This is a genomic window from Janthinobacterium lividum (assembly GCF_011601275.1).
Lineage (GTDB): Bacteria > Pseudomonadota > Gammaproteobacteria > Burkholderiales > Burkholderiaceae_D > Janthinobacterium > Janthinobacterium lividum_E.
The window spans coordinates 140,094-152,599 of the sequence record NZ_JAAOLY010000017.1 but is presented as its reverse complement, the minus strand read 5'-3'; the positions used below and the strand labels follow the sequence as shown (position 1 = coordinate 152,599).

Here is a 12,506-nt window from a genome sequence, read left to right as displayed (position 1 = left end):
GGCATGATGAGGGCAGGGGACGGTAAAGCTGGCATCGGAGCAGGCATAGGAGCTGGCATAGGAGCTGGCATAGGAGCTGGCATGATACGGCATCCCGGCGCGTCATTGCTGGAACGCTTTTTGCTCAAAAATCACGGTTTCCGTGTACAGTTGCGGTGAATTAGGGTATCGTTTACAGCACTGATATTGTATCTTCTGCGCGCGATGTTCCGCCGGCGCGATCTCCGCCGCCATTGCCGCACATCTCTTCGACGCTCCCGCATACGCCATCCAGCATGTCCCGGAGCACAGAGGTGCCGCAAGAACAATGATCCATGGCTTGCAAGACGGAGCTGTCTGTGCCCCGAAATGTTGTTTATTGAGAAAGCATGGCTTCCGCAGTGCGGAGGCACACCAGAAAATTTATGTCTGAAACCGAATCGACTCCTACGCCCAGCCCGGCGATTGCCCCTGAAGCGGCGCCCGTCGCCGCTGCACCTGCACCTGCACCTGCACCTGCCGCATCCGCTGCTCCCAGCTTGACTTTTGCCGACTTCGGCCTCGCGCCTGAAATCCAGCGCGCACTGACCGACCAGGGTTACACCCATCCGACACCGATCCAGGAACAAGCGATCCCCGTGGTGCTGCAAGGCCGCGATGTGATGGGTGCCGCGCAAACGGGTACCGGCAAGACGGCCGGTTTTTCCTTGCCGATCATCCAGTTGCTGATGGCGCATGCCAGCAGCAGCATGTCGCCGGCACGCCACCCGGTGCGCGCGCTGATCCTGACGCCGACGCGTGAGCTGGCGGTGCAGGTGGCGGAAAACGTCAAGGCCTATGCCAAGCACACTCCGCTGCGTTCGACCGTCGTCTTCGGCGGCATGGACATGAAGCCGCAAACCGTCATCCTGCGCGGCGGCGTGGAAATCGTCATCGCCACGCCGGGCCGCTTGCTCGACCATATCGAGCAAAAGAACATCAGCCTGAGCCAGGTGCAGATGCTGGTCATGGACGAAGCGGACCGCATGCTGGACATGGGCTTCCTGCCGGACTTGCAACGCATCATCAATTTGCTGCCGAAGCAGCGCCAGAACCTGATGTTCTCGGCGACGTTCTCGCCAGAAATCAAGAAACTGGCCGCGACCTTCCTCAACGATCCGCTGACGATCGAAGTGGCGCGCAGCAACCAGACGGCCGACAAGGTCACGCAAGTGGTCTACAAGGTGACGGAAGACCAGAAGCATGCCCTGGTAGCCCATCTGCTGCGCCAGCGCGACCTGAAGCAGGTCATCGTATTCTCAAATACCAAGATCGGTGCCTCGCGCCTGGCCCGCGTGCTGGAGCAGGAAGGCATGAGCGCCACCGCGATTCACGGCGACAAGAGCCAGCAGGAACGCATGGCGGCGCTGGAAGCGTTCAAGAAGGGCGAAATCGATGTGCTGGTCGCTACCGACGTAGCGGCGCGCGGCCTGGATATTTCTGACTTGCCTTGCGTCATCAACTTCGACTTGCCTTACAACGCGGAAGACTATGTGCACCGCATCGGCCGCACGGGCCGCGCGGGCGCCTCGGGCGACGCCATTTCGATCTACTCGGACAAGGACGAGCGCTTGCTGGCCGATATCGAGAAACTCATCAAGCAAAGCATCAAGCGCGGCGAATTGACGGGCTTTAACCCGGCTCCCGCCCGCAGCAGCGACAGCGAGCGCCGTCCGCCGCGCCGCAGCGAAGGCGGCGAGGCGCGTCCCGCGCGCGCGCCCGAGAGCCGTCATGCTGGCGAGAGCCGCGACAGCCGCTCCGCCGAGCGCGGTGCGCGTCCCGCCTTCGGTCCCGGCGCCCGCCGCGAAAAGGCCGATCCCTGGTTCCTGAAGCCCTATGAGCCTGCCAAGGCGGCTGCCCCCGCTGCCGCCAGCATGGCGCCTGCGGCGGCCAAGCCGAAGCAGAAGGTGGCGGCGTTGTTGGGTGGATTGCTGAAGCCGTAAAAGGCCGATACCAATATTTCTTTTCTCGTTGCTTGATGTAAAAAAGCCTGAAATTCTGTTTCAGGCTTTTTTTTGCGATTGACCCATCCTGGAATAAGTTGACACTTTTTCGCTACAGTGAAGGAATGTTCGATGGAATAAGGGTTTCGAGGCAGTCAGCGCGATTACAGCCAGGCTTTTAAATTGGGCGTGATCGAGCAGGTAGAAAAAGGGCGAGAGGAGGTATACGCAGGCGCAAATGGGTGCGCAGTACAGCGCTGATCGCGTTTTTGGACGGGTAGCATCGCAAGCGAGCGGCTATGGTATGGCGAAGTCGGCAATACAAGAGTGAGCGGCCTGTATGCAAAACGCCCGATGCGGTGCATCGGGCGTCGTTTCCTGAAGGGATGGAGTGGTCAGGCAACGATGTGGTCAGGAATTCAGTTTCTGGCGGTTCTCGCGCCACCATTTGCTGCCGAATACCAGAATGACGGAAAACAGCAATCCAAGCAGGGCACTCGTCAGGATGACGGACGACAGGCGCGACGAACGCCGCTCAGGCAAGCTTGGGCCGGCAATGAAGCGGCTCTTTTCCAGGTACAGGCTTAGCGCGCTCTGGTTTTCTATCGAGATGGTGTTGTAGACTTCCTTGATCGTGTCATCATTCAAATCTTTGTTCTTGAACGCTGCGTCCTTGACCGCTTCCAGGCCGCGCACGATGACTTCACCGGAGCGTGTCTGATTCATGAAAGCCCTGGCCTTGTCGTAGTAGTCTCGCAGCAATACTGCCTGCTGGCGTTCGCGCTTAGCCTTGATAATGATTTCCTTGAGCTCGATGATCCGCACTTCGCTGGTCGTCAACTGCGTGATGGGCGACAAGTAGCGGGCATTGTCTTCCGTCACGGTAACCAGCTGGCGCGCATTCTGTGACGAGTCGGGATAGCGGGAGACGATCTGTTTCAGGCTTTCTCCCTTGCGTTGATATTCTTCCAGCGATTGATTGCTATCGATGATGTAATTGTCGAGTTTGGTGATCTTGGCATTCATCTCGGCAGTCTTGACACGCAGTGAATCTTCATAGCTCAGGTATATGATGCTGTCCATGACGAAGCGGCCTAGCAAGCCAACCGTGCGCTGTGCCTTTTGCGGGCTGTCGGACTCAAAACTGAGACGTAGGCCAATCACATTGGTATTGCTGCCATCGCGCGGTTGTTCAAGTTCCTTGGCGTCAAGCTTGGAAAACGGGTAAACCGGCTCGACAACCTTGTCGATGCCATCGCGCACGATAAAGATTTTGCGCAGCTGGTCCGCGCCCGGTGCGTCATTCAGCTGGTTATATTTGATGAAGTCAGCATAGCGCTCGGCGGTGCCAAAGGCTGCCGCGTAACGCTTGTAGTCTGCCAGTGCGATACCGCTGGCGGGATCTTTTTCCCTGGCATCCAGTTTTTTCTCGGCTGGCAGGGGAATTGCGCCGCCAAACTGGAAAAAACCTTCGCTCTTGTACTGGGCCATATACAGAGCGCACGAGACGCTGGCAATGACGATCAATGAGGTCGCCAGAATGATGCGCCAGCGCGCCTGCCATGCCGTTCCAAGCAGTTCCGTCAAGGAAGCGACATCTTCATTATCTTTGATTTGTTGCATATTGAATTTGGCCTGTTCTTCCATAAGTGTGAGTATGAATCGTTGTAGCTGGTTTAAAACATGTTTTCCTGCCGTACGCCGGCTGGATACTACTGCAGATATTCTCCGGCGGGGGAACCAGCACGTATCGCCTTGTTGTGCGCTTGCGAAGCATGTTTTTCATGTTCCAGCCAGATGAGGTCTTCAATGCCGCACTGGGGGGTATATTCGTTCACCGTACGCAACAGCAAGCTACGGACTTCCTCATATTTGAATCCCACACATGCTTTTTGCAGCTCGGATAACAGTGGTTCCAGTTCCTGCCATGGGATCAGCGACTCCTGGGCGCGCATGATGAGAGGATGCTCCGTGCCTTCGACTTTTTCGCCGATCAGCAACTCCTCATACAATTTTTCCCCAGGCCGCAAGCCCACGTGTTCGATCTCAATACCTTCAGGCGAGGCTGGACTGCGCACCGCCAGGCCGCTCAGGTGGACCATGCGCTTGGCCAGATCCAGAATTTTCACCGGCTCGCCCATATCCAAGACAAAGACGTCGCCGCCTTCTCCCATTGCGCCTGTCTGCAAGACCAGCTGTGCCGCTTCGGGGATTGTCATGAAGTAGCGGGTGATTTCCGGATGGGTCAGGGTGATCGGGCCGCCCAGCATGATCTGCTTGCGGAACAGGGGCACGACCGAGCCGGAAGATCCCAGGACATTGCCGAACCGCACCATGCAGAACCGCGTGTGGTCTTGTTCGCGTGCAAAACCTTGCAGGATCAGCTCGGCCAGGCGCTTGGTTGCTCCCATGACATTCGTAGGTCGAACCGCCTTGTCGGTGGAAATGAGCACAAAACAGCCTACGCCAGCGGCCATGGCTGCCTTTGCGATACTGAGCGTGCCGAAGACGTTGTTGCTGACACCTTCGACCGGGTTGTGCTCTACGAGGGGAACGTGCTTGTAGGCCGCCGCATGGTACAGCGTATCGATGGCAAAGGTGTGCATGATCCTGGTGCACTTCTCTGTATCGAGCACGGAACCGAGGAATGGCAGCAATTCGATTTGCAGGTTTTGCGCGCTTATCATGCTCTTCAATTCCTGCTTGATGGTGTACAGGGCGAATTCTGACATGTCGAGCAGGATCAGCCGGCTAGGGCGTTGGCCGATGATCTGGCGGCATAGCTCGGAGCCGATGGAACCACCTGCACCAGTCACCATCACTGCCTTCCCGGTGATGCATTTCGCCAGTAGTTCGCGGTTGGGGGCGACCTGGTCGCGTCCCAGCAAGTCTTCAATTTCAATGTCGCGCACATCCTGAACCCGCAACTCGCCCGTCACCAGGCTGCCAACTGGAGGCGTTACCTTGATCTTGACCTTGTGGACTTCCAGCTTGTCCAGGATGTGTTTCTGCTGGCTTTTGGATAGCGATGGCATGGCCAGCAGCACTTCCATGATACTGCTCTTGGCTATCAGTTCTCCCAGTTCTGCTGAAGGGTAGACCTTAATGCCTGCAATGGTGGCGCCCTTCAGCTCTTTTTTATCGTCTATGAATGCTACCGGCAGATAGTCGTGGCCTGCGCGCAGGGCGCTGGCCAGCTGGGTGCCTGCCTTGCCGGCGCCATAGATGGCAACCCGTACCGGCGCCCGCTCCCCATTGGCGTGCAGCAGGAAGCCTCGCGCGACAAAGCGGCTTGCGACCATGTACATGATGGCGCTGACCCAATAGATGCCGAACACGCCGCGTGACAGGCCGCTCATGTGAATGGCAAACGCGGCGATGGCCACCAGAATGGCTACCGAAATGGTCACGCCAAGTATTACTACATAGACAATTTTTTGGTCGATGAACCGGATGACCGCCCGATACAGGCCCAGGCGCACAAACACGGGCAGCGAAATCACCGGTACTAGCAAGATGAGCCAAGAGTATTGTTTCAGGATCACAATATCGACGACGTCGTAACGCAGCAATATGGCAACAGCAAAAAGGAGGGGCAACATGAACAAATCCGTCGTCGCGGCGATGATTTGTTTATGGAAACGCGAAAGATCAAGGAAAGATTTCATTTTTGTTTTCTTATTATGGGTAATCTTGCGAACGCTACACGCAATAAGGCCACGCTATATTACTCTGGCATGGCCGAGGCAAGACTTCCTGAATCAATGTGTTACATTATCCTTGCGTATTACTTTGATGAACGTCAAAAATATAATTTTAATGTCAAGTATAAATGATCGCTTCTGCAAATATTCCACGTCAAGCCTTACTTTATCTGGAATAGGTAATTCATCACGGCCATTTATCTGGGCCCAGCCTGTCAATCCTGGCGAAATTTTTTCGACGCCATACTGAGTGCGCAAGGCAATCAGGTCCTGCTGATTGAACAGGGCGGGGCGCGGACCGACAAAACTCATGTCGCCGCAAAGAATGCTCCATAACTGGGGCAATTCATCCAGACTTGATTTGCGTAGGAATGAACCGATCGGCGTCAGGACACTTTTTGGATCTGGCAATAAATGCGTCGCGACGGCCGGCGTACCGACGCGCATGGTACGGAATTTCGGCATACGGAAGATGCGGTTGTTACGGCCTACCCGATCGGACCAGTACACCACGGGACCCGTGGAAGTAAGTTTCACCAGAATGGCCACGATCGTGATTGGCAATAACAATATGCATAGCGCGAGGCAGGCCAGTAGGAAGTCAAATATTTTTTTCATTCAGATCCGATTCATGTGTGACGAAATGGAGCGGCGGTCTTGGCAAGTGCCTTTTCCATGCTGATTACAGGTTGCCAGGACAGCGTTTGACACGTGGATGTGATATCCACTTGCAAGGAACCCAGTAGTCTGTCTGCCGCGGCAGACTTGCCGAGCAGCCGGGCTGCGATGGCAATCCATCTGGCGGGCACGGGCAGCAACACGTTGCGCCGGCCCATGGCGGTCGCGAGCATGCGCAGCAGTTCAGTGATGCCTACGTCGCGGTTATCGGATACCAGGAATACTCGTCCTGCTGCGGCCGGATGCGTGGTGCAGGCAATGAGCAAGTCCACCAGATTATCCAGCGCCACCATGCTGCGGCGGTTGTGAATGGATCCCAGCGGCATCGGTACGCCTTTGGCCACCAGTTTCATCAGACTGTGGAAGTTGGCACGTACCCCAAGGCCATACACCAATGGCGGACGTACCACCGTTACCTCCAAGCCGGTTTCCCGAGACAGTGCGAAAAGGACATTCTCTGCCTCCAGCTTGGACTGTCCGTAAGGATCGCGTGGCGCTGGGGTATCCGATGCGCGGAACGGGGTATCGGTGGTTTCTTCGCCGTTGACTTTGATGCTACTGACAAAAACGAAACGCCGAACACCTGCATTCGCCGCTTGCCTGGCCAAATTGAGCGTCGCCTCCACATTCACCAAACGAAACTCTGTTAGCGGATCGTCGGACGTGTCTTGCATGACATGCACGCGCGCCGCCGTATGGATCACGGTGTCGCAGCCGGCGAGGGCCTGTGTCCAGTCCGTGTTTGCCGACAGCGAACCAACGGTAACCTGGCCGGCCCCATTGCTTTTACGCACTGCCGCAACATAGTTTATACCGCGTTCGGCCAAGGCGGCGCACAATCCACTGCCGACAAAACCGTTGGCTCCTGTTACTAGAATCTTCGTCATCTTTTCTGAAATGCTTTTCCTATTGCGTAAGCCAAAATGTGCTTTGTGGAACTATTTTGACCAGACAGTGGTATTAATGTAATCAATATAGCTGCTGACTATCCGGCTAACCTGTTTTGAAACAAACGGATTTTCATAATCCGCCACAGCCAGTACAGGCGCGGTTTTTTCGTTATGTTGCGATGTAATAATATCGACTGCTTCGAGTACGCGTTCCGTTTTCAAGCCGCACATGATCAACGTACCGGCATCCATTCCTTCTGGCCGTTCGTGTGTATTGCGAATGGTGATGGCCGATAAATTCAATAGCGAGGTTTCTTCGGTAATCGTGCCACTGTCCGACAGCACGCAGAACGCTGCCATTTGCAATTTGATGTAGTCGACAAAGCCAAACGGCTTGGAAAAGACGATGCGCTTGTCGAGATGATCAATGCCGATCTCCTGCAGGCGCTTCATGGTGCGCGGATGCGTCGAAACGAGCACAGGGAAGTCATATTTTGCTGCCAAGGCTTCCAGTGTGCGCAGCAAGTCGCGCAGCGCGTTCGGCGAGTCGACATTTTCCTCGCGATGCGCACTGACCAGGAAAAACTTGTTCTTGGTCAGCTGTTGGCGCGCCAGGACGTCCGAGCGTTCGATTTTCGGCATGTAAAAATCGAGTACTTCGCGCATATGGGAACCCGTCTTGATGATGGTTTCAGGCCGCACGCCTTCGGCCAGCAGATAGCGCCGCGCATGTTCCGTCAGTACCATATTAATGTCGGCCAAATGGTCGACTACCTTGCGGTTCAGCTCTTCCGGCACACGCTGGTCAAAGCAGCGGTTGCCCGCTTCCATATGGAAAACTGGAATCTTGCGGCGTTTGGCCGCAATGATGGCGAGACAGGAATTGGTGTCGCCATACAGTAGCAGCGCATCCGGTTTTTCTTTTTCGAATACGGCATCTGCCTTGACCAGTACCTGGGCGATCGTGTCGATCGCGTTGGTGCCTGCGGCATCAAGGAAATAGTCCGGCTTACGAATTTCCAGATCGTCGAAGAAGACCTGATTCAATTCATAGTCGTAATTCTGGCCGGTATGCACCAGGATATGCTGGCTGTGTTTTTCCAGTTCGGCAATCACCCGGCTCATCTTGATGAGTTCCGGGCGGGTACCGATGATGGTCATGATTTTACGCATCGAGTTGCTCTTTTACGAATTCCAGTTTCAACAGGATATCCTTGACTTGTTCGACCGTCAGGCGTTCCGTATTGTGCGAGGTGTAGTCATCGATTTCAGAAATCTTGGTCTCGCCCTCGACAAAGTACTTGTCATAGTTCAGGTCGCGATTGTCGGCAGGAACGCGGTAGTACCGGCCCATATCTTCTGCTTTGGCCATTTCCTCGCGCGAGACCAGCGATTCGTACAGTTTTTCGCCGTGGCGGGTACCGATCACGCGTACTTCATTGTCCTTGACGAACAGTTCTTTCAAGGCGGCGGCAAGATCGCCGACAGTCGATGCAGGCGCTTTTTGAATGAAGATATCGCCTTGCTTGCCGTGTTCAAAGGCATGCAGAACGAGGTCGACCGAATCATCCAGCGACATCAGGAAGCGTGTCATGTTGGGATCGGTAATGGTAATTGACTTGCCATCTTTCAATTGTTGAATAAACAGCGGAATCACGGAACCGCGCGAAGCCATAACATTGCCATAGCGGGTTGCGCAGATGACCGTTTCGCCTGCCGTGCGCATGCGTGACTTGGCGACCATGAGTTTTTCCATCATGGCCTTGGAAATGCCCATGGCATTGATGGGATAGACGGCCTTGTCCGTGCTCAACACAACCAGACGCTGGACATTGTTGGCGACTGCGGCGTTCAGGACGTTTTCGGTACCCAGCACATTCGTGCGTACCGCTTCCATGGGATAAAACTCGCATGACGGTACTTGTTTCAGCGCAGCAGCGTGGAAAACATAGTTCACGCCTTTCATTGCTTCATTGATACTGTCGTAATTACGGATATCGCCGATATAAAACTTCAGTTTCGGATTGTTCAGCGCAATGCGCATGTCTTCCTGTTTTTTTTCATCCCGGCTGAAAATCCGGATTTCCGCTACGTCGGTGGAGAGGAAACGCTTCAATACGGCATTGCCGAAGGAGCCCGTACCACCCGTAATCATCAGTACTTTATCTTTAAACATTCATTACTCCTTATTACTTAAAATTAGCCATTTTCTGGATGAGTTCCGGCCATGCCGGTGCCACGTAGCCAGTGGCGGCGCGGAAGCGTTCCGCATTCAGCGATCTATCGATTGTTAATTGCTCATCAGCAACAATATCAATCTGTTTCTTATAGGCTTGCGCAACCAGGGTGAGCAGGTCAAATTTGTTGATCGGCTCGGCGGCCACATGGTACAGGCCGTGCAATGTGGGTTGCGGCAAGACGATATCGCGTATCACGTGTGCCAGTTCGATCGTCGGCAAGCCCGAGAAAACCGCTTTCGTATAGCCCTTGACAGTGCCTTGCTGCGCGAGGAACCAGCCGACCAGGCTTTTTGCGCTGTTCAGCTCGTGGCCGATGATCGAGGTGCGCAGGGTGATGCAGTGCGGATAGTCGACCTCCCCCAGAAATTTCGAGCGTCCGTACAGGTCCTTGGCGTCCGAAGCATCCGATTCCAAGTAATTGCCCTTGCTGCCAGAGAAGACGCAGTCGGTACTGACATGGATCAGGCGCGCGCCGGCGATGTCGCACAGGCGGGCCAGGCGGTGCGGCAGCAGAGAATTGATGGGAATGGCCTGCAGGGGATCGTTGGCATCGGCCAGTTGCTTGATCAGGCCGACACAGTTAATGACGACATCCGGCTTGACCCGGGCGAACAGCAACGCCAGGGAATCTTGATTGTCGACATCCGTACCGACGACGATGCGTTGTGCCAACTCCGTGGAAAAGTTGCGGCGTACGCCATCACTGCGGGCCGAGCCAACAACATCGTGTTGGCTATCTTCGGAGCAATATCTAAAGACGGCATTGCCCAGCATGCCGGACACACCCAAAACTAAAATTTTCATAAACTATCCTTTTCTCGTCGATTTATTATTTGTTGTCCTTATTGCCCGTCAACAGATTGTCAAAATGCGTGATCAGGTTTTGGGTCAGCATGGCGCTGTCATAGTGCTGTTTGAAGTACGTCAAGCCATTCTGGCCAAGCTGTTCGCGTTCTGCTTCACCGAGGCGTGACATTTCCAGTATGGCCGCTGCCAGCGCTGCGGCATTGTCTGCTGTACAGGCGATACCGGCCTGTGCCTGCGTGACGATGCGTGCCCCTTCGCCGTTCAGACACGCGATGATGGGACGGCCCATGGCCAGATAAGCCTGTAGCTTGCTGGGTACTGTCTGGCGAAAGATAGGTTCATCGCGCAGGGACACCAGCAGGGCGCCAGCCTGCCGCAGGATGGCCGGCATGGCATCGAGAGGATGCTGTCCCGCCATGATGACATTCTGCAGTTTTAAACGGGCGATTTCTGCCCTCAGCCAATCGGCGCGGCTGCCATCGCCTACTAATACCAGACGGATATGTGGCTGGTTTTGCAATAGTGCTGCGGCGGCAATGATGGTTTCGACGGACTGGGCGGTCCCCAGGTTGCCGGCGAAGACGATGGAAAAGCCGTCGCGCAAACCCGCCACAGCGCTGGGCTGCTGGTGCTGGGTATCCTGAAAGAAGACATTATCGGCTGAGTTTGGATAATAGGATATTTTGCCGTGCTCGGCCAGCGCCGCGACGGGCGCGACGAACGCTTCCGATTGCACGAGGATCAGATCGGCGTGGCGATAGATCCAGCGCACCAGTATTTCTACCAGCTTGAGCAGTTTGCGGTTGCGAACAAAACCGGTCGCTTCCAGGCTTTCGGGCCATAGATCTTGTACCCAGATGACCAGTTTTGCGCCCTTGATCCACTTCAGGAAAATAGCCGGAATGACTTGCAGGATCGGCGAAATCGCATACACAAAAATCACGTCGACGCGCTTGCGTCGCAGGGCGAATGGCGCCAACAGGATTCCGCTCAGGACAAAGGACAGATAATTACCGATCAGTCCGAGGGCGGAACCCCGTCCACGCGGCATTAGCGGCACGCGATGCACGGTAGCGCCATGCCAGTCCTGCGCGCCAAGGCCGGTGGCGGTATAACCGGAGAAAACCTTGCCATCAGGATAATTTGGCTGGCCCGTCAAGACGTCAACATGGACGTCTTGCTTGACGAGCGAACGTACCAGGTCATTGATGCGGAAATTTTCAGGCCAGAAGTACTGGCTCACCACGAGCAAGTTCAAGAGCGCAGCTCCGCAAGAAAATCCGATGCCGAACCGATACGGGCAACGGGTTCCGCCACGCCGAGGAAGCGGCGGATGGCCCGGGCGATTGACACTGGCGAAGTTGGATCAAAGGTGTCGGCCGGTACGCACACATCGCGCACATAATCTAGTTCTGATGCAACGATGGGCAGGTTGGCCCAGCTGGCTTCAAGCAGGGGTAATCCAAACGATTCCGTCATTGAGGGGAAAACCAGCGCCTTGGCATGGCGATATAGAGCCAGTATATTGGCATGTGGCAACATACCTAGTTGCTGAATGCGCAAGCCATACTGGACAGTTGCACTGTCGAACTCCGCGCGGAGCGCAGTGCAATGCGGAGGCAGGGTAAGTGCCAGAGACGGAAAGATGTTTTGCTCGGCCAGCAGAATCCAGGCGGCCAGCAGGCGGCGGTGATTCTTGTGCGCCTCGCCATCGGCCACGTAGACAAAATCAAAGCCGTCGCGCACGCTGGCCTGATCATGCGATGCGCTTGCCATGGCCCCAATGAATGGGATGACGCGCACCGGGGGCTTGGCGCCGTGCCAGGTTATCAGCGCTGAGCGCATGGAAGGGGTCTGGACGACATACTCATCGACATTGCCCTTGAAGGCGCGGCAAATGATGCGTTCGAACGCTACCCGTATTTTTGTCTTGCCGGAAAATTCGGAAAGGGGCGTGAGGCCAAAGTGGTTCCGATTTTGCTGGAATACCACGACGTGGCCAGCCAGCGGCAGCAGCGGCGGCATGCCATGGAAGCACAGAATGACGTCATCGGCGCGTGCCGCGCGTTGCAGGCGCAGTTCGGCCTTGAGGCGGTCTACTGGCGAGGCCTTGACAAAGTAACTTTCCGTTCCTGACGGCAAGTCCAGGATTTCCCTGGCCCTGTGGTCGAGATTGGCCCATAACGTGGCGCCATCCTGGGCCGCAAGCAATTCCTTGAGCAGCAC

The 12,506-nt window shown here is 55.6% G+C and carries 10 protein-coding genes; 1 reads left to right on the top strand and 9 read right to left on the bottom strand.

The window, feature by feature from the left end; all coding sequences use genetic code 11:
* Window positions 1-404 precede the first annotated feature (404 nt).
* On the top strand, window positions 405-1,961 hold the full coding sequence (locus GYK42_RS23250; protein WP_166449398.1) for a DEAD/DEAH box helicase: 1,557 nt from the start codon (window positions 405-407) through the stop codon (window positions 1,959-1,961).
* A gap of 411 nt (window positions 1,962-2,372) precedes the next feature.
* Here the strand turns inward: GYK42_RS23250 and GYK42_RS23245 are convergent, their stop codons facing one another.
* The 9 genes from GYK42_RS23245 to GYK42_RS23205 form a co-directional block, all read right to left on the bottom strand.
* Window positions 2,373-3,584, bottom strand: a complete 1,212-nt coding sequence (locus GYK42_RS23245; protein ID WP_240943743.1) for a lipopolysaccharide biosynthesis protein — start codon at window positions 3,582-3,584, stop codon at window positions 2,373-2,375.
* 89 nt (window positions 3,585-3,673) lie between these two features.
* Entirely contained in the window at window positions 3,674-5,629 is a 1,956-nt protein-coding gene (locus GYK42_RS23240; protein WP_166449396.1) for a polysaccharide biosynthesis protein, read from the bottom strand.
* Window positions 5,630-5,722: 93 nt separating this feature from the next.
* A complete protein-coding gene (locus tag GYK42_RS23235; protein WP_166449395.1) occupies window positions 5,723-6,283 on the bottom strand; it encodes a sugar transferase in 561 nt (186 codons plus the stop codon).
* A gap of 11 nt (window positions 6,284-6,294) precedes the next feature.
* Entirely contained in the window at window positions 6,295-7,230 is a 936-nt protein-coding gene (locus GYK42_RS23230) for a UDP-glucose 4-epimerase family protein (protein ID WP_166449394.1), read from the bottom strand.
* Window positions 7,231-7,281: 51 nt separating this feature from the next.
* A complete protein-coding gene (gene wecB, locus GYK42_RS23225) occupies window positions 7,282-8,406 on the bottom strand; it encodes a non-hydrolyzing UDP-N-acetylglucosamine 2-epimerase (protein WP_166449393.1) in 1,125 nt (374 codons plus the stop codon).
* Window positions 8,399-9,409 (bottom strand): polysaccharide biosynthesis protein, encoded by a 1,011-nt coding sequence (locus GYK42_RS23220; protein ID WP_166449392.1) that lies wholly within the window; start codon window positions 9,407-9,409, stop codon window positions 8,399-8,401. The genes wecB and GYK42_RS23220 overlap by 8 nt, the downstream gene beginning before the upstream one ends.
* Before the next feature lie 13 nt (window positions 9,410-9,422).
* The gene (locus tag GYK42_RS23215) at window positions 9,423-10,277 is read right to left on the bottom strand and encodes a dTDP-4-dehydrorhamnose reductase family protein (protein WP_166449391.1); all 855 of its coding nucleotides are present in this window, start codon (window positions 10,275-10,277) and stop codon (window positions 9,423-9,425) included.
* Between the two features lie 25 nt (window positions 10,278-10,302).
* Window positions 10,303-11,538 carry a glycosyltransferase family 4 protein gene (locus GYK42_RS23210; protein ID WP_166449390.1) on the bottom strand — a complete coding sequence of 412 codons (1,236 nt, stop codon included), beginning with the start codon at window positions 11,536-11,538 and terminating at the stop codon, window positions 10,303-10,305.
* Window positions 11,535-12,506, bottom strand: a complete 972-nt coding sequence (locus GYK42_RS23205) for a glycosyltransferase (protein ID WP_166449389.1) — start codon at window positions 12,504-12,506, stop codon at window positions 11,535-11,537. The genes GYK42_RS23210 and GYK42_RS23205 overlap by 4 nt, the downstream gene beginning before the upstream one ends.

What these genes read in the sequence shown, in the direction of transcription:
- GYK42_RS23250 (WP_166449398.1), top strand. Translation starts at nt 405, where the DNA reads ATGTCTGAAACCGAATCGACTCCTACGCCCAGCCCGGCGATTGCCCCT.
- GYK42_RS23245 (WP_240943743.1), bottom strand. Translation starts at nt 3,584, where the DNA reads ATGCAACAAATCAAAGATAATGAAGATGTCGCTTCCTTGACGGAACTG.
- GYK42_RS23240 (WP_166449396.1), bottom strand. Translation starts at nt 5,629, where the DNA reads ATGAAATCTTTCCTTGATCTTTCGCGTTTCCATAAACAAATCATCGCC.
- GYK42_RS23235 (WP_166449395.1), bottom strand. Translation starts at nt 6,283, where the DNA reads ATGAAAAAAATATTTGACTTCCTACTGGCCTGCCTCGCGCTATGCATA.
- GYK42_RS23230 (WP_166449394.1), bottom strand. Translation starts at nt 7,230, where the DNA reads ATGACGAAGATTCTAGTAACAGGAGCCAACGGTTTTGTCGGCAGTGGA.
- wecB (WP_166449393.1), bottom strand. Translation starts at nt 8,406, where the DNA reads ATGCGTAAAATCATGACCATCATCGGTACCCGCCCGGAACTCATCAAG.
- GYK42_RS23220 (WP_166449392.1), bottom strand. Translation starts at nt 9,409, where the DNA reads ATGTTTAAAGATAAAGTACTGATGATTACGGGTGGTACGGGCTCCTTC.
- GYK42_RS23215 (WP_166449391.1), bottom strand. Translation starts at nt 10,277, where the DNA reads ATGAAAATTTTAGTTTTGGGTGTGTCCGGCATGCTGGGCAATGCCGTC.